Source organism: Salinisphaera dokdonensis CL-ES53, from assembly GCF_040361215.1.
In the GTDB taxonomy this organism is placed as follows: Bacteria; Pseudomonadota; Gammaproteobacteria; order Nevskiales; family Salinisphaeraceae; genus Salinisphaera; species Salinisphaera dokdonensis.
The window spans coordinates 233919-250698 of record NZ_APND01000004.1 but is presented as its reverse complement, the minus strand read 5'-3'; the positions used below and the strand labels follow the sequence as shown (position 1 = coordinate 250698).

The 16780-nt window shown below is 57.9% G+C and carries 15 protein-coding genes; 13 read left to right on the top strand and 2 right to left on the bottom strand.

Annotation, left to right across the window (positions count from 1 at the left end; translation table 11 throughout):
- Positions 1-21: 21 nt before the first annotated feature.
- Positions 22-777, top strand: a complete 756-nt coding sequence (locus SADO_RS13520) for a hypothetical protein (RefSeq protein WP_353112271.1) — start codon at positions 22-24, stop codon at positions 775-777.
- 260 nt (positions 778-1037) lie between these two features.
- On the opposite strand, the gene SADO_RS13515 is transcribed toward SADO_RS13520, so the two are convergent.
- A complete protein-coding gene (locus tag SADO_RS13515; RefSeq protein ID WP_353112269.1) occupies positions 1038-1712 on the bottom strand; it encodes a GntR family transcriptional regulator in 675 nt (224 codons plus the stop codon).
- Positions 1713-1875: 163 nt separating this feature from the next.
- Between SADO_RS13515 and SADO_RS13510 the strand changes: the two genes are divergently transcribed.
- The 12 genes from SADO_RS13510 (at position 1876) to SADO_RS13455 (ending at position 14813) form a co-directional block, all read left to right on the top strand.
- Entirely contained in the window at positions 1876-2916 is a 1041-nt protein-coding gene (locus SADO_RS13510; RefSeq protein WP_353112267.1) for a zinc-dependent alcohol dehydrogenase, read from the top strand.
- Complete coding sequence (locus SADO_RS13505) at positions 2916-3920, top strand: NAD(P)H-quinone oxidoreductase (RefSeq protein WP_353112265.1); 1005 nt, start codon at positions 2916-2918, stop codon at positions 3918-3920. Before SADO_RS13510 ends, SADO_RS13505 begins: the two co-directional genes overlap by 1 nt.
- Positions 3921-3975: 55 nt before the next feature.
- Positions 3976-5700: an acetolactate synthase catalytic subunit gene (locus SADO_RS13500; protein WP_353112263.1), complete on the top strand. Its 1725-nt coding sequence runs from the start codon at positions 3976-3978 to the stop codon at positions 5698-5700.
- Positions 5701-5751: 51 nt separating this feature from the next.
- The gene (locus tag SADO_RS13495) at positions 5752-6975 is read left to right on the top strand and encodes an ABC transporter substrate-binding protein (RefSeq protein ID WP_434547913.1); all 1224 of its coding nucleotides are present in this window, start codon (positions 5752-5754) and stop codon (positions 6973-6975) included.
- Between the two features lie 53 nt (positions 6976-7028).
- Positions 7029-7913, top strand: a complete 885-nt coding sequence (locus SADO_RS13490; protein WP_353112259.1) for a branched-chain amino acid ABC transporter permease — start codon at positions 7029-7031, stop codon at positions 7911-7913.
- A 40-nt stretch (positions 7914-7953) separates the two neighbouring features.
- Positions 7954-9714, top strand: coding sequence for a branched-chain amino acid ABC transporter ATP-binding protein/permease (locus SADO_RS13485; RefSeq protein WP_353112685.1), 1761 nt, complete (start codon positions 7954-7956; stop codon positions 9712-9714).
- Positions 9698-10402: an ABC transporter ATP-binding protein gene (locus tag SADO_RS13480; RefSeq protein ID WP_353112257.1), complete on the top strand. Its 705-nt coding sequence runs from the start codon at positions 9698-9700 to the stop codon at positions 10400-10402. The genes SADO_RS13485 and SADO_RS13480 overlap by 17 nt, the downstream gene beginning before the upstream one ends.
- Positions 10403-10411: 9 nt before the next feature.
- Positions 10412-11212, top strand: a complete 801-nt coding sequence (gene fabG / locus SADO_RS13475; protein WP_353112255.1) for a 3-oxoacyl-ACP reductase FabG — start codon at positions 10412-10414, stop codon at positions 11210-11212.
- A gap of 34 nt (positions 11213-11246) precedes the next feature.
- Positions 11247-11786, top strand: a complete 540-nt coding sequence (locus SADO_RS13470; RefSeq protein WP_353112253.1) for a 2,4'-dihydroxyacetophenone dioxygenase family protein — start codon at positions 11247-11249, stop codon at positions 11784-11786.
- A gap of 113 nt (positions 11787-11899) precedes the next feature.
- The gene (locus SADO_RS13465) at positions 11900-13072 is read left to right on the top strand and encodes an amidohydrolase (RefSeq protein WP_353112251.1); all 1173 of its coding nucleotides are present in this window, start codon (positions 11900-11902) and stop codon (positions 13070-13072) included.
- A 53-nt stretch (positions 13073-13125) separates the two neighbouring features.
- Positions 13126-13353 (top strand): hypothetical protein, encoded by a 228-nt coding sequence (locus SADO_RS13460; RefSeq protein WP_353112249.1) that lies wholly within the window; start codon positions 13126-13128, stop codon positions 13351-13353.
- A complete protein-coding gene (locus tag SADO_RS13455) occupies positions 13350-14813 on the top strand; it encodes a sodium:solute symporter family protein (protein ID WP_353112247.1) in 1464 nt (487 codons plus the stop codon). The genes SADO_RS13460 and SADO_RS13455 overlap by 4 nt, the downstream gene beginning before the upstream one ends.
- Before the next feature lie 489 nt (positions 14814-15302).
- On the opposite strand, the gene SADO_RS13450 is transcribed toward SADO_RS13455, so the two are convergent.
- On the bottom strand, positions 15303-16775 hold the full coding sequence (locus tag SADO_RS13450; RefSeq protein ID WP_353112245.1) for a sodium:solute symporter family transporter: 1473 nt from the start codon (positions 16773-16775) through the stop codon (positions 15303-15305).
- Positions 16776-16780: the final 5 nt, after the last annotated feature.

The window sequence follows — 16780 nt, the reverse complement described above, 5'->3', positions numbered from 1 at the left end:
AACCAGACCCAAGAAACCGCTATGACCGCTAAAACTCGACAACTGCCGCCGCACAGCGCGGGCCTGGCCTCGGTACTCTCCAGCCATACGACCGCACTTCAGCGCGCGGCCGTGCGCGCACCTGAATCCTTCCTTCTGCTGGCTGTTTTTGCTGTGGTGGTCGGGCCGGTCTATGCCATGACCCTGTGGTTCGTGCCCCAGGGCATCGGTGGGCTGCTGGCGATGTATCTGCTCGCAGCGATGAGCTATGTCGCGGTCGTGGTGGCCGGCATGCTGCTGATCCATACCGAAGGTCGGCGCCAGAACGAGAACGCACGCAGCCGCCTGCCTCAGCGCTGGACGTTCGTGCGCGCCGAGGTGGGCAAGAACGTCTTCTTCGGCGTCTTATTGCTGGCCGCGATCGACTTCGTTTTCAGTCTGGCGTTCGGTTTCGAGGGGCCGTCACTGCCGGGCAGTGTCTATACCGATGACCTTGTGATCCACGCCACGGCCGGCGCGGCGATGATGGCCTGGGCGGGACATATACGGGCCTGCGTGCATCTCCCCCAGATGATGATGCTCTGTCGTGATCAGCCGCTGGAAGCGCTGCGCAAGATGCTCGCTACCAGAGCGCGCGAACGCTACGACGCCGCGGTCACGTTTGGACTTTTGATCCCGATGACGATGGCGGTGATCACTAGCGAAGTGGCGCCGCTGCTCTCAGTGTTCGCCTGGCTACACACGGCCTGGTACCTACACGTCACGTTGTCAAAGGCGTGGCTTAGCAATGATGGCTAAGCCACGTGTGATACGAACGAATACGCAACGCAACACACCAAGGGCAGGGCGTGCGGCAAATTAGAGCCTAGGCCTGAGAGGCCTTGTTAGCGCAGGGCAAAGCACGCTAGGGATCGATCGGCGAAAGAGGAGGGAACCAAGTTAGCACCGCGAACCGTTTTGCAACCGGCTGTATGCCTTTCTATCAGCGGAACGGGTACGTGGATCTGAGTGTGTATCGCTATCCGCTCAACAAATCGTTTTTCCAAGGTATAAACAATTCAATCGGAATAGTTTTCGACAAACTCGTTCAGACGTCTGCCACCTTCCACTATATCGCGCTCCATTGCGGCACGCGCCTTGGCTCCGTCTCGATCGCGGAGACCCTCCAAGGCGGTGTCGTGAGGATGCGTCTCCCAAGGTAAATCACCTTCATCGTAGAGATGACTAAGGATCGGGCCACAGCGCATCCACAACGTCTCGAGGATCTGGTACGTAATAGGCTGGCGTGACGCGCGCACAAGGCCGAAGTGGAACTCCTCGTTCAGGATCAGGGCTTGGCCAAAGTCGTGCTCAGCGTGACAACGTTTGATTTCGTCCTGAATATCGCTCAACTCGTGAAGCTCTTGTTCAGTGATCAAGGCCGCCGCGCATTCTGCCGCGCCGCCCTCCAATGCAATGCGTAGCTTTTGGATCTCTTTGAGTTCATCTGGTGCGAGCATCGGTACAACAGCCGAGCCACGGCTATCCAGGCGAAGGGCATTCTCCGACACCATTCGAATTAGGGCCTCGCGTATTGGCGTAATGCTGATACCTAAATGGCGCGATAGAGGCCTGAGCCTGAGTATTTCTCCAGGAGCCAGCTCGCTGCGCATTAGGGCGCGTCGCATTTGCTGATAGGCAAGGTCGCTCAGGTTTTCCTTTGCGACCTTTGAAAAGGCTGGAACTCCACTCATTACCAAAAGCTCGATTGTGTCGTCCGCCCATTATGCGTGCTTGACATCGTCTTATCCTCTTGTCCAGTCTCTGTTATAACAAATAAAAAATAACATGATGAGCCCATCGAGCTGCTGTATCGCGCTTTGGTAGCGCCGCAACAGCTCGGTAGCGAGGAGATCAATGCAAGCGCTACGAAAGCTATCCACGGAGTTCGGCCTAGAAGTTGTCGATGTGCCGGAGCCCACCGCGCCGCGGCCTAGCGAGGTCCAACTACGGATCGCATCGACAGGTATCTGTGGGAGTGATCTGCACGTCTACGAATGGACGCCAGGGTACGAGTTCATGACCGACCGGTTGCCCGTAACAATCGGCCATGAATTCGCAGGTACCGTCATTCAGGTGGGGTCGGATGTCACAGAGTACGAGCCCGGCGACCGCGTCACCGCTTGGCCGACTACTGCCTGTGGTGACTGCTTTCACTGCAATCGCGGGAGGCCGCAGGATTGCCAGTCGCGGGAAGTGATTGGACTGCATGTCGATGGTGGATTCGCGGCTCGCGTCAACGTGCCTGCGAAGAACTGTTTTCGACTGCCCGACGACCTTGACCTGGATGTGGCAGCCCTATGTGAGCCGCTGTCCATCGCCGAGAATGCTCTAGACGTTGGCGAATGTGCCGAAGGTGACGCTCTCGTGGTGCTCGGACCCGGGCCGATTGGGTTAGCTCTGGCGTGGTTGGCGCAGCATCGGGGCTGTAGCCCGGTATTACTTGTCGGGATGAACGATGACTCGCGGCTACGGCTGGCGCGTGAGATGGGCATTGCGCACTGTGTTGACCTGCGCGACGAAGACTTGGATACGGCGGTGGACCGAGTGTTCGAGCGCAAAGTCGATCGTGTCATCGAAGCCACGGGCGCAACGCAGTCGGTCACTGACGGGCTGCGTAATCTGCGGTCTAGCGGAATTCTTGTTGTTGCCGGGATTCACAGCGCCGCTGTCGAGATCGATTTAACACCGTTCGTGCGTGACAAGAAGCAAATCCGCGCTGCGCACGATACGAACTTCGACGCTTGGCCGCGTGTGATCGACGTGCTGTCCAAGAACGCCGACATCTTTGCACGAATGATTACGCATTCCGTTGGCCTCTCAGAAGCAATCGATGGGTTCGAGCGGGCGCGTCGCAAAGACGCGATGAAAATTATCGTTCACCCAGAGGCAATTTGATGACGAAGCAAACTGAATCGATGCGGGTAGTGGTCGCGGCCTCTGCGGGAGGCCCTGATGTGCTCACGCACGAAGAACGACCGGTGCCGATTCCTAACGACCGAGAGCTGCTCGTCTCAGTCGCAGCCGCGGGCGTAAACCGGCCGGACGTCATGCAGCGGATCGGAGACTATCCGCCACCGCCGGGCGCCACCGATGTGCTGGGCCTTGAGATGGCTGGCGAAGTCATCGCCGTTGGTAGTGCGGTGTCGCGATATCGCGTTGGCGATCTGGTCATGGGGCTAGTCCCGAGCGGAGGGTATGCAACCCAAGCGATCGTCGACGAGCGCAATGCGCTGCCGGTGCCACGCGGGTTCACGCTCACTGAGGCGGCAGCAATACCGGAGACTTTTTTCACCGTTTGGACGAACGTTTTCGACCGCGCGCAGCTGCGAGAGGGCGAGCGTTTGCTGGTTCATGGTGGGACATCGGGAATTGGTACGACGGCTATTCAGCTTGCTAAGGCGATGGGCGCTGAAGTGATAGCGACCGCGGGTAGTGACGAAAAATGCCGATTCTGCGAAAGCCTTGGCGCCGCCTTTGCGATCAACTATCGGGACACCGATTTCGTCGATGAGGTGAAGTCTTATACCGGCGGAGCCGGTGTTGACGTCGTACTCGACATGGTTGCCGGTGACTACGTCAATAGAAATCTGGATGTCCTGGCCATCGAAGGACGTCTGGTTCAGATAGCGCTCATGCAGGGCTACGACGTGCGGATCGACCTTCGGCGATTGATGCCCAAGCGCGCCACGCTGACGGGGTCTACGCTTCGACCACGCCCGATCGAAGACAAGGCTGCAATCGCGGCCGCACTCGAACAAAAAGTAGCACCGCTCTGGCAGGCAGGTAAGTGCCGTCCTGTCATTGATTCCACGTTTGCCTTTGAGGATGTTGTCGCCGCGCACGAGCGCATGGATGCGCCTCACATCGGCAAAGTCGTGCTCTTGATGAAAAACCAATAGGCCAGTCATACCAGCGCCCGTTAGGGGTGGCCAATAAAATCTGGAGGAGAAAAGCATGGATGGATCAGCGTCCGAACAGAAGAGTGGTGCGCAACGCCTGGCTGCAGCGCTAAGCCGACATGGCGTGACCGAAATCTTCGGTCAAAGCATCCCCTCGAAACTTTTTTTAGCGGCGCCCGATTACGGCATGCGACAGATTGGCTACCGCACCGAGAATGCCGGCGCGGCCATGGCCGACGCCTATGCGCGTGCTTCCAATCGTGTGGGCGTGGTTGCTGCCCAGAATGGGCCGGCGGCCACGCTCCTGGTGGCTGGATTGGCTGAAGCGCTGACGGCTTCGACGCCGCTGGTGGCTATTGTTCAGGACGTCGCACGGCCTAACACCGACCGTAACGCTTTTCAGGAGCTCGATCACTTGGAGCTCTTCAAGGGGGTGAGCAAATGGACGCGGCGAATCAATCGCGCTGAGCGTATTGAGGATTATGTGGACATGGCGTTCACTGCTGCGGCCTCAGGGCGCGGTGGCCCGGCGGTGCTGTTGGTACCGGTGGATGTCCTTGACGAGATAAGCGAGCCCGCTCGCGTAGCGCGCTCAGCCGAACTTGGTCGTTTCCCGCTCGATCGCACGGTCGCGGCACCGGCACAGGTTGAGGTCGCCGCCCGCGCGTTGGCGAGTGCGGAGCGTCCAGTGATCATTGCCGGTGGCGGCATCCATGCTTCCCAGGCAATCGACGAACTGTCAGCGATTCAGGAGCACGGCTTCCCCGTGGCCACCACAGCAATGGGCAAGGGCGCAATCGACGAGCAACATCCCTTGTCGATTGGGGTTGTGGGCTATTTCATGGCCCGGCGCGGTCGTACCGCGGCACTTCGCGCTCTGGTCAGCGAAGCTGATGTAGTTCTGCTTATCGGCAACCGAACGAACCAGAATGGCACTGATAGCTGGTCGTTGTATCCCGCGAACGCAAAATATATTCACTTGGACATAGACGGTCAGGAAGTCGGCCGTAACTACGAAAGTATTCGCCTCGTAGGCGACGCCAAACTGACACTCGCAGCTCTTGATGATGCGCTCGACAGGCAGGATCTGGGTGAGCGCGAACGCGCTCGCGCGTCGCTTGAAAGCACCATAGCCGACGCCCGTAAGGCCTGGCACGAAGACCTCGAGGCGCTGGTGGACTATGACGCCCGCCCAATTCGTCCTGAGCGACTGATGCGTGATGCCGACGCGCTGCTTACATCGGACATGCTTGTCGTTGCCGATGCGAGCTACGCGTCGATTTGGGTCTCCAATTTTCTGACTTGCAAGAAACGCGGCAGCCGCTTCATAACGCCGCGCGGCCTCGCAGGACTCGGCTGGGGGCTGCCCTTCGCGCTCGGCGTGAAGGCCGCTCGACCGGAGTGTCCGGTGTTCTGTCTGACCGGCGACGGCGGCTTTGGGCACGTGTGGGCCGAGTTAGAGACCGCGCGCCGTATGCAGCTTCCGGTAGTCATAACAGTACTCAACAACCAGATTCTGGGCTATCAAAAACATTCTGAGCAGGTGCTGCACGGACGTTATACCGATGTGTGCGAGTTCACGGCCGTGGACCACGCCGCAATTGCGCGTGCATGCGGCTGTAATGGCGTGCGTATCGAGGACCCAGCAGATTACGGGCCTGCACTTGAGCAGGCCTTGGCAACAGATAGCGTGACGGTGCTGGACGTTGTGACGGACGAACGTGCCTACCCGCCGATTACTGGCTTTGCGGGCAGCGACAACCTAGACGAAAAGTTCTAAAAGATTCCAAAAAAATAAAGGGGCACCGCCCCTGCGATCGAGGAGATAACAATGTCACATGTAACGATATTTAAACGCCTGCCCGGAGCGCTTGCCGGGCTGCTGGTGCTAGGCGTGCTCGGAGTGGGTTCGGCCCACGCGGAAGTTAAATTCGGCGCGTTGTATCCATTCAGCGGTCAACTTGCGCTGCTCGGCGAGGAAAGCGCCCGCGGTCTCGAATTGGCCGTGGATGAGGTGAATGAAGCCGGCGGTGTGCAAGGCGAAAAAGTCGTGCTCGTGCGCGGCGACGCGGTCGATAACAACCAGGCGATTGGTGAGGCCCGCCGTCTGATATCACGAGAGCGCGTGAAAGCGATCTTCGGCACGTATTCGTCTTCTCGCGTCATCGCCGCTAGCCAAGTGGCCGAGCTTAGCCGTATGCCCTATTTTGAACTGGGCGCGGTGTCCCAGCAGGTTACAGATCGTGGGCTGGAATACCTGTACCGCACGAATCCGACTGCCAAGGACATGGCACGCACGATCATCGACATGATCGAACAAGCGGTATCACCGAAGCTGGGTGTAGAGCCAGATGACCTGCGTATTGGGCTGATTCACGAGGACTCGAGCTACGGCACCTCCGTGGCCCAGTTCGAGCGCCAGTTCGCCGAGGAAAGCGGCCTAGACATTGTCTCCGAGCAGTCCTATCCGGCTTCCACGGTCGACATGTCATCGATTGTTCTCGCACTGAAGCAGGAAGACGTCGACATTGTGCTGCAGACGTCCTATCAGAACGATACGGTCCTGTTCCTTCGCCAGGCGAGTGAGGCGAACTACAAGCCCAAGGCCATCATCGGTGGTGGTGGCGGATACTCGATGCAGCCGACTGCCGAAGCGGTAGGCCACGACGCAATTGATGGCGTGCTGGACGTGGATTTCACCCAGTACAACGTTGATCCGGAGTTTGCGCCAGGCGTCAAACAGTTCGTTGCTGACTACAAGGCGAAGTACGGCGAGTCACCGCGCTCGGGCCATTCGCTGAACAACTACGCTGGTGCGATGGCTATCCTCAACGCCATCGATAACGCCGACGGATTTGAAGCCGACACCATTCTTTCGGCCGTGGAAGCCATCGATATACCGATGGGTGAAACCGCTGCCGGATACGGGGTGAAGTTCGGGGAGAACAATCAGAACACCCGCGCCCAAATGATGGGCATGCAGTGGCAGGACGGGGAACTCGTAACCGTGTTTCCCAAAGAGGCCGCAACTGCCGAGCTGCAAGTCAATCAATGAGATGTATCGCCGAGGGCATGATCGCATGCTCTCGGCGCATCCAGGGGTGAGCGATGGATATCGTGCTACAGATTCTGGTCAACGGGCTGATGCTCGGAGGCCTATACGCAATCGTGAGCGTCGGATTGACGTTGATATTCGGCGTCACGCGCGTGATCAACTTTGCCCACGGCGAATTTCTGATGGTGGGTATGTATCTCGTGTATTTGCTGACGACTCGACTCGAGGTGCATCCGTACCTAACGGTGGTAGGGGTGCTGCCGTGCCTGTTCTTGCTGGGGGCTTTGACTCAAAAGCTCATAATTGAGCGGCTGCAAAATTCCGACGAGCATGTGCAGATCTTTGCCACGGTCGGCCTATCGATTGCACTGATTAACCTAGCGCTGCTGGTCTTTGGTGCGGACATCGCATCTACGCCGTCGTCCGGTCTACGCACTCGAATTAGCCTTGCCTCCAGTGGCGTATTGCTCGGTCAACTTGTGATCTTCGTGACCGCTATCGGCCTAGTAGCCGGTCTTCAACTCGTTTTGTCGCGCACCCGTCTCGGGCGTGCGATCCGCGCAACTGCTCAAAATCGGGCTGCAGCACGGCTGATGGGGATCAACGTGTCGCGGATCTACGCGTTTACATTCGGCCTTGGTGCGGCATGTGTTGGCCTTGCCGCTGTGATGGTCGCACCTCTCTATCCAACGTCGCCGAACATTGGCACTTACTTCGTGCTGATCGCCTTTGTTGTAGTCGTGATGGGTGGTCTCGGCAGTATCACCGGTGCGTTTGTGGCCGCACTTATTGTCGGGCTAGTGGATGCATTCGCCAGCTACTACTGGGGATCGGATCTCAAGGAAGTAGCGGTATTTGGGATCTTCCTCCTGGTTTTGATTCTGCGCCCGTCCGGGCTATTCGGTACCGCTCGGAATCTTTCGCACGTCTCTCCATGAGGCTGACAAAATGAAGAATTACATTAGTCTGTCGCCAGCAATGCACCGGCGAGCCGGCCCTGTGCTGCTTATGTTTGTGTTGCTGGCGTTACTGGTGATCCCGATGGCGATAGGCGATGCCTTTGTCTATCACATCTTCATCACGATCTGCATGTTTGCGGGCCTCGCTACCGCATGGAACATAGTCGGGGGCTATGCCGGACAGCTGTCTTTGGGCCACGCCGTGTTTTATGGCATCGGGGCGTATGTAGGCATGCTGCTGGTTAGCGCCGGTATCACGCCGTGGATCGGTATGTTTGCGGGGGCGGGCATCGCCGCGCTGGTGGCTGTGGCTATTAGCTATCCTTGTTTTCGCCTCCACGGGCCATTTTTCGCGCTGGCCTCAATCGCATTCCTCGAGGTCTTCCGTGTACTAGCACTGCATTTCGGCGATATCACGGGCGGCGCCACCGGAATGATGGTGCCGCTCGAAACGGGTTGGCAGTGGATGATATTTCGGGATCGTCTGCCCTCGCTGGTCATCGCGTTCGGGCTGATGCTGACCACGCTTGCCGTCGCCTGGGGCCTACGGCGGCATCGCTTCGGATTTTATCTGGTCGCTACGCGCGAACGTGAATCGGCGGCGCGATCGGCGGGAATAGGTACAGTGCGGATGCGACTGCTAGCTGTGGCAGTTTCAGCCGCGCTCACCGCAATGATCGGCACATTCCACGCGATGTACCTAACCTTCATCGAGCCGAGTTCGGTTTTTTCGCTCACGTTCTCGATTCAGATTGCGATGTTCGCGCTTATTGGCGGCATCGGCACCATCTTCGGGCCGCTTGTCGGCACTATTCTGCTGGTGCCTCTTACTGAACTGGCTCGCGGCTGGCTCGGAGCCGAAGCACTAGGCCTCCATGGGTTTGTTTACGGCACGGTGCTTGTACTCGCCGTTTTGTTCATGCCCGACGGCATCATGAGTGCGCTTGGGAAGCTCGTACGCAAGCGCGCTACGGCGCCTGGCGCAAGTGAAGGCGCGCCCAGAACCGCTGAATCTGTCGAGCGCCCTGCGATAGGTGGGGCGGTTCTTAAGGCAGAGAATCTCGACAAGCATTTCGGTGGCCTGCATGTAACCAATAACGTGTCCTTCACCTTGCGGGAAGGCGAAGTGTTGGGCGTGATCGGACCCAACGGCGCTGGCAAGACCACGGTGTTCAATATGCTTTCCGGCTTTCTCAAGCCGGATTCCGGGCGGGTCTTGCTTCGCGACGCCGACGGCGAGTTCCGGAGTCCGACAAGTCCGGGCGACTTTGCGCGGCTTCAGCTCGGGCGAACCTTTCAGATCGTACAGCCATTCGCAGCTATGACAGTCGAAGAAAACATCATGGTGGGCGCGTTCCACCGGCATCCGCGTGTCGCAGATGCCCGCCGCGCGGCCCGTGAGATGGCTGAACGCATGGGCCTTTCGCGCCATCTTGACGACGAAGCACGAGGATTGCCCGTTGGCGCTCTAAAACGCTTGGAAATTGCACGGGTAATGGCGATGGAACCACGCGTGCTACTGCTCGACGAAGCTATGGCTGGCATCAACCGGGCAGATTTGCGTCAAGCGATTGAGCTCATCCGTGAGATTCGCGATACCGGTGTGAGCATTATCGCTATTGAGCATGTCATGCAAGCGATTATGTCGTTGTCGGACCGGGTCATCGTAATCAATTCAGGCGAGGTCATCGCAGAGGGCGAACCGGATGCGGTCGTCCGCGATGAAGCTGTAATCGAGGCCTATCTAGGCAAGGAGTCAGTCGATGCTGAAGCTGCATAACGTCAGGGCTGGATATGGCGATGTCAATGTACTCGACGACGTATCTCTCGAAGTCGACGAAGGTGAGATCGTCACCATTGTGGGCGGTAATGGCGCGGGCAAAACGACAACTTTGCGGACCATTTCCGGGCTCATTGAACCTACGGCGGGCGAGATCAGCTTCGAGGGCCAACCGATCGGCGGCCTGGCGTCGCATCAAATCGTAGACCTCGGCATCACGCTCATACCGGAGGCAAGGCAGCTTTTTCCAGAGATGACGGTCCGGGAAAACCTTCTGATGGGCGCTTATCGCAAGGGGGCTCAGGCAGGTCAAAGTGCGCGCCTCGACGATGTTGTCGGCATGTTTCCCAGGATCGGAGAGCGATTGGCACAGCGTGCGGAGTCGCTGTCGGGCGGTGAGCAACAGATGGTCGCGATCGCGCGCGGGATGATGGCCCGACCGCGACTGCTCATGTTCGATGAACCTTCCTTGGGACTTGCGCCGATCATCGTGTCGCAGGTGTTCGAGGTGATCGAACAAATTAGTCGAGCCGGCGTGACCGTGCTCATTGTGGAGCAGAACGTCTACCAAACCTTGAAGACTGCTAACCGTGGCTATGTGCTGGATAACGGGCGCGTCACGATGGCAGACGCTGCCGAAAGGCTGCTCGAGAATGATCACGTAAGACAAGCCTATCTCGGCATCTAGGGTGCTCTTATGTCTGAAGATAAAAAGCTAACGAGGTCCAATCAGGGATCACATCTCGGCCGGCGTGTGTTGGTAACCGGAGGCGGCGCAGGGATAGGTAGGGCGATCGCGCTGGGCTTCGCACACCAAGGTGCTGAGGTCGTGATAGCCGATTGGTCGGCCACCCAAGCAAAAGAAGTTGTCGAAGAGATTCGATCTACTGGAGGCCCGTTGGCTGACGCGATATCTGTAGATGTGGCCGACTATGAAGCACTCGCGGCAGCCTTGGCCGAACTCCCGCCGGCTCGAAACGAATTCGACGTTCTAATCAACAACGCTGGCATATCGCCTAAGCACGAGGGGCAAGCTCACCGGATCTGGGAAATGGATCCGACCGAATGGAATCGGGTTGTTGGCGTCAATCTCACCGGTACGTTCAACGCCATTCGCCTCTTGGCCCCAGGAATGCGTCAGCGACAGAAGGGCGCGATCGTGAACATGTCCTCGGTGGCCGGTCGTACCTATTCGCCCATCGTGGCGAGCCATTACGCGGCGACCAAGTCGGCGATTATTGGTTTTACCAAGCATTTGGCAGCTGAACTCGGTCCTTACAATGTTCGAGTAAACGCGATGGCGCCCGGACGTATCGAAACACCTATGGTTCGAGGCGTGGACCCGGCGATCAACGACGAACAGGTTCGGCTGACCCCAATGGGGCGACTTGGCCAGCCCGAAGAAGTCGCCGATCTTGCCCTGTACCTCACGTCTGATCAGTCCAGCTTCGTTACGGGTCAAACAATCGACGTGGCTGGCGGCTTGTACATGACGTGACCAACCGGTCCGGATTTGGCAAAGGAGCAGAAAAATGAAAGATGATCGTGATCGGAGCGCAGTGGCGTACCAGCTGCCACAGCCGTTCGGCATGAGGCCCGACGTGTTTCTTGGTGGCGGTCTTGTACTGCCCGAGACATTATCTAAGGACGACCCGGAGTGGATCGTTCAAGACGAGAATGTTTGGTTCAAGCCATTGATCCTGTCGGTGAGCCAGGGCTTTTACGTCAATATCCTTTGGGTAGCCAAGGCCGGCGTGCTTTCGAGACACCGGCATACAGGGCCGGTCCACGCATTCACGCTCCGTGGGGCCTGGCACTACCTGGAGCACGACTGGGTCGCGCGTGCTAACGATTACGCGTTCGAGCCGCCCGGGGAAACACACACGCTCGTAGTACCCCAAGAGTCCGCGGAGATGGTGACGCTATTTCACGTTACTGGCGGCTACACCTATGTCGATCCCTATGGCAAGGCGTTAGGGTACGAGGACGTATTCACCAAACTCGCTAATGTTCGCTCGCACTATGAAAATCTCGGTATGGATCCTGCAGAGGCCGATAAGTTCGTCCGATAGCCCCCTGTCTGGTAGAGATATTCATGCGGTTTAATTTTACTGAGATCGTATTCCAACCTTGCTAATTTGTATTGCAAGCCAATTGGATCAAGAACTCAAAGGCCGAGGATCCCATGTTGGATGAAGTGCCCAACCACCTTTTGACCCTGCGTCATGCATTGCACGAGAACCCGGAACTCGGGTTCGAGGAAAAGGCGACCGCTGGCCGCGTATGCCAATACCTGGACGAGCTCGGCGTCGCTTACGAAAGCGGCATCGGTGTGACGGGTATCGTGGCATGGGTATGTGGGGATAACACCGGTAGCAGCCAATGTGTTGGGTTGCGCGCAGACATGGATGCGCTGCCCATTCACGAGAGTAGCGGCGTTCCCCATGCTTCGAGAGTCGCCGGTCGCATGCACGCCTGTGGCCACGATGGCCATACGACTATGCTATTGGGCGCTGTAGAGCACTTCGCTGCGAACCGGGATTTCGTGGGTACGGTGTACTTTATCTTCCAGCCGGCAGAAGAGGGCGTTGGCGGGGCGAGCGCGATGATCGCGGACGGGCTGTTCGAACGATTTCCCATGGACGCCGTCTATGCGCTGCATAATTGGCCTGGGTTACCGTTAGGGCAGTTCGGCTTGATCGAGGGTCCCATCATGGCTGCCGGCGATCGCGTGGATATCGTGATTCATGGCCGCGGTGGCCACGGCGGGTTGAATCCGCACGGCTGCATCGACCCGGTACGTATCGCCGGTGAGTTGATCACGCAGGCACACTCGATCGTTGGTCGGGATATCGATCCGTTGGCACCCGCGGTTATCAGTCTGTGTTCGGTTCAGGCAGGGGATCTTGCCGGTTTTGCTGTGATTCCGGATACGGCCCGTTTGTCGGGCACGCTGAGGGCACTCGATACGGAGACACTCGAGGCGCTACGCGAGCGTCTTCGCACCCTTTGTGCCGGTCTGGAAGCGACCTATGGGGCGACCATCGAAGTCTCGATTGAGGACAAGTTCAGCGTCACATATAACCATCCGGGACCTACGGCGACAGCACGGGCTGCCATCGTGGCTCGCTTTGGCGAGGCCGCGCTGGCGCCGAACTACCCGCCGTGTATGGGCGGTGAGGATTTTTCCTACATGCTGGATGTGTGCCCGGGCGCCTATATCCATGTCGGCTCCGGCGACGCTGACCATACTCACGGCCTTCACCATCCGGCGTACGACTTCAACGACCGCATCATGGCGCCAGGTATAGACCTGTTCGTTCAACTCGCGCATGAGGCGCTCACCGAATCTGGCTGAGTGCCCTAGACGTTGAGGCAGGGCAGAGTACCGCCAAGACAGGGGGAAGAAGAATGGAAAACACCACCAGACGACGAAAGGCTACCCGCGGTTATATCGTGTTTCTGATCGTGGCTTTGCTTCTGATGACCGTGCCGGTGTTCACCTTCGCCGACCGCGTCGAGCCGATCACGCTCGGGTTGCCTTTCAATCTGTTCTGGATCGTGCTCGTAGAACTGGCCGCGTTCCTGGCGATCCTCGGCTTCTATCTGTTTGAACACGGCGGCGGAGAACAGCAATGAGCAACTGGGTCTTCGCGCTCGGCGCCATGCTGGTCTATCTGGCGTTCGCATTCGCGCTCGGGTTACTCGCCGGTCGTAAGCGTTCGTTCTGGTCGGTGTCCGAATATGCGGTCGCCGATCGTGGGCTCGGCTTCATCGTGGTCTGGTTCATGATGGGCGGCACTGTCTTCAGCGCGTTTGCCTTTCTCGGTGGGCCTGGCATGGCGTTTTCGCAGGGCGCCGCGGCGTATTTTGTGCCGGCATATCTCGCCCTCGGCATTCTGCCCTGGTACGTGCTGGGCCCCAAGGTAGGGCGGATCGGCGCGCGCAAGAACTTCGTGACGCTCGGCGAATTCGTTGGTGATCGCTACCGATCGCGTGCGCTTACGGTTCTGATCGGCGTCATATCGGTGTTGGCCTTCATTCAGTACCTCACGCTGCAGATCAAGGGCATGGCCTTCATCTTCAATATTCTGACCGAGGGTGCGATCCCCTACTGGTTCGGCGCGCTGCTGGCCTACGGGATCGTGGTGGTCTACGTGGCCAGTTCCGGGGTGCGCGGGGCGGCCTGGAGCGATGTACTTCAGGGCGCACTGATGCTGATCGTCGCCTGGGCGGTCGGCTTCTATCTGGTGAATACGCTCCACGACGGTCCGACCGACATGTTCACGGCGATCGCCGCCGAGCGGCCGGATTTCCTGACTATCGGACGGGACGGCTCACCGATGTCCTCGATGGCTTTCCTGACTGTCATCGTCGTTTCGGCGCTGGGTTTTCTGATGTGGCCCCATCTATTCACGAAGTCCTATACCACGACCGAAAAGCGCATCAAACTGACGACGCTCGCCTTTCCCCTGTTCGGGATTTTTCTCGTGCCAGTGCTGTTCGTGGGGTTCGCCGGAATCGGTGTGGTCGAACCTGATGCACTCGGCAGTTCGGACGAACTGCTGCCTTATTTGATCACCAATGAACTCGGTGCGAGCGGTTGGCTCTATGGGCTAATTGGCGCGGGTTCGCTCGCGGCGGCGATGTCCTCGTCGGATGCCATCACCCATGGTGGCTCGGTGTCCTTCGGGCGCGATATCTGCCGAGCCTTAGTGCCCGGTCTGTCTGAGCGTGCCCAGATCTGGATCATGCGCTTGGCTGTGGTTGGGATCGGCGCGGCTGCTTACTGGCTATCGATTTTCGGTGCAGCCGGGATTATCGCGTTGCTGGTCGGCGCATACGGCTCGATCGCCCAGTTCGTGCCGGCTGTCTACGGGGCGTTGATCTGGAAACGCGGAACCGCTGCCGGGGCAATCAGCGGGCTCATCGTCGGAATCGGCGTGAATTATTACTACCAGATTGTGGCCGACCAAACGCTGTGGGACATGAACGCCGGCTTCCTCGGGCTACTGTGCAACTTGGTTATCTTCGTCGCTGTTAGCTTGATTACCTCCCCGGTAGACGAATCGCTTGCGGACGAATATAGAAATGCTTGAACTGCAATGCTTCCGGGCCACCGTGCTCGCCTGATGGTAGGCAGTTCGACATCCATCTCAAATCCGGCCAATCCGACGAAGTTGTAGGCGGCGAGAGTTGCACGGATGACCAAAGAGCGACGATCTCCGGAGCGTTCGAATAGCGAGCAGCCCCGGGATTGATCGAACAAGCACATGTCGGTTGACGTGCTAGAGGAGACTATACCTATCAGCAGTTAACCCGGGTAAACAGAGAGTCGACCCTTTAGGCACGCCGGCTTAATGTGCGGCCATAGGTTCTAGCAACGAGCAATTATTTAGCGGCGGAATCTTGGCCAATTTGGGCCGTATAGAACAGCATTGACCACGAAACCGCCGCGACTTTTCAGTTGGCTTGGCGATGCGCCTGATCTCAGTTGCGATACCAGATAGCGAGGCTAATCGCGCTGGCGAGCAATGCGCCTATGGTTCCATACAGCCAGATCGTCATCATTTCATTGACCCACATGATTAGCCCTCTTGTTTGGTGAGATGGTGTCGCGTCGCGTAGCCAACCGCCAGCATGACTGCTAGGCCGATAACGACCCCAACAGATCCTGCAGCCATAGTGCTTTTAATCGCACCTGAGACCAAGATCGCTAGATAAGACACTAGCCCGGCAACTAGAGAACAGGAGGCTGCCATTCGCGTAGCCATGGCGGGGAAGAACAAGCTAGCGAGCAAAGGGCCAAGGGTGCCCGACGCAACGCCGGAGATACCAATCCAGATGAACATGCCGATTGACTCCGGCGGGTTGAAAACGATCAGTGATGCGATTACACCAACCACGATCACTGATATCCGAGATAGCCATAGCGCTGTTTGTTCGGCTTCTGCCTGAGACTTCTTAATATAGCCGCGGCGGACCAAGAACTTGAGGTAGATGTCGTTCGCGACAATGGTGGACATCACCACAAAAATGCCGTCCGTAGTCGACATCGCAGCGGCGATGATCACAAGTCCAAGAAACGCAGATACGATGGGCGGGAAGGCGACTGTCACATAGCTCAACAAGCTCTTATCAAGATTTTCGACATCGACCGTCACGGCTGCGTACAGGCCGCCGAAAATTACGAGCAGGAAGCACAGAGCGGCGACGATGTAGACAAGGATCATGCGACGCATGTCCTTCGGGTCTTTCAGTGCCAACACCTTATTGAAAAGCTGAGGCTGTGCCGCGAAAGCGAACTGAATGATGAAAGCCCCAATGATGGCCGGTATCGAATAGAAGACAATCGAATCCGGGTTGGTTACGGCCACCAGGTTCGGGTCGCGTTCGCCCAACGTTTCCGATATCTGGGTCATTGCGGAGGTAAGTCCGCCATCGAACATCCAGAACACCGAAAAGAACACCAGCAAACCCATAATGACCATGAGGAGCGCTTGTGCAGCATCGGTATAGATATCTGCATAGGAGCCACCGCCGAATACGTATGCGACGACAATAACGGCGATAAACACGACGCCCACGTCGTAGGGCAAGCCAAGCAGCGTGTTGAAAATCCAGGCACCGGCGGCGAACTGTGCGGCGATATAAAAGATGTTGAACAGGCAGATCAAAGCTGCGCCTACACGGACGAAATCGCTGTCGTAACGATCGCCGAGCCAGTCAGGTAGCGAAAGCGATTTTTGGGTTATGTTCATCGCACGGGCGCGCTTTGCGATAACAATGAGGCCTAGCGGTGACGCCGCTATCAGCGTCAGAAAGATCCAGAGCGAGGAAAAACCCCACTCATATGCCCAGCCGGTATAGCCGATAAATGTCGAGGCACTGAAGAAAGTGGCTGCATAGGCCAAGCCAAGAACCACCGGCCCGAGTGATGCGCCTGCGATAGAAAAGTCGGCAATGGTGGAGGTCTTTTTCGAGCCGATGTAGCCGAGTATGGCAACCAGCGCCAGAAAAATTACTAGGCCCACCCATGTCATGATCCGAGCGTCGGTCATTATTT

Bases quoted from the DNA above. Each gene is read 5' to 3' on its own strand.
- SADO_RS13520 (WP_353112271.1), top strand. From the start codon at position 22: ATGACCGCTAAAACTCGACAACTGCCGCCGCACAGCGCGGGCCTGGCC.
- SADO_RS13515 (WP_353112269.1), bottom strand. From the start codon at position 1,712: ATGAGTGGAGTTCCAGCCTTTTCAAAGGTCGCAAAGGAAAACCTGAGC.
- SADO_RS13510 (WP_353112267.1), top strand. From the start codon at position 1,876: ATGCAAGCGCTACGAAAGCTATCCACGGAGTTCGGCCTAGAAGTTGTC.
- SADO_RS13505 (WP_353112265.1), top strand. From the start codon at position 2,916: ATGACGAAGCAAACTGAATCGATGCGGGTAGTGGTCGCGGCCTCTGCG.
- SADO_RS13500 (WP_353112263.1), top strand. From the start codon at position 3,976: ATGGATGGATCAGCGTCCGAACAGAAGAGTGGTGCGCAACGCCTGGCT.
- SADO_RS13495 (WP_434547913.1), top strand. From the start codon at position 5,752: ATGTCACATGTAACGATATTTAAACGCCTGCCCGGAGCGCTTGCCGGG.
- SADO_RS13490 (WP_353112259.1), top strand. From the start codon at position 7,029: ATGGATATCGTGCTACAGATTCTGGTCAACGGGCTGATGCTCGGAGGC.
- SADO_RS13485 (WP_353112685.1), top strand. From the start codon at position 7,954: ATGCACCGGCGAGCCGGCCCTGTGCTGCTTATGTTTGTGTTGCTGGCG.
- SADO_RS13480 (WP_353112257.1), top strand. From the start codon at position 9,698: ATGCTGAAGCTGCATAACGTCAGGGCTGGATATGGCGATGTCAATGTA.
- fabG (WP_353112255.1), top strand. From the start codon at position 10,412: ATGTCTGAAGATAAAAAGCTAACGAGGTCCAATCAGGGATCACATCTC.
- SADO_RS13470 (WP_353112253.1), top strand. From the start codon at position 11,247: ATGAAAGATGATCGTGATCGGAGCGCAGTGGCGTACCAGCTGCCACAG.
- SADO_RS13465 (WP_353112251.1), top strand. From the start codon at position 11,900: ATGTTGGATGAAGTGCCCAACCACCTTTTGACCCTGCGTCATGCATTG.
- SADO_RS13460 (WP_353112249.1), top strand. From the start codon at position 13,126: ATGGAAAACACCACCAGACGACGAAAGGCTACCCGCGGTTATATCGTG.
- SADO_RS13455 (WP_353112247.1), top strand. From the start codon at position 13,350: ATGAGCAACTGGGTCTTCGCGCTCGGCGCCATGCTGGTCTATCTGGCG.
- SADO_RS13450 (WP_353112245.1), bottom strand. From the start codon at position 16,775: ATGACCGACGCTCGGATCATGACATGGGTGGGCCTAGTAATTTTTCTG.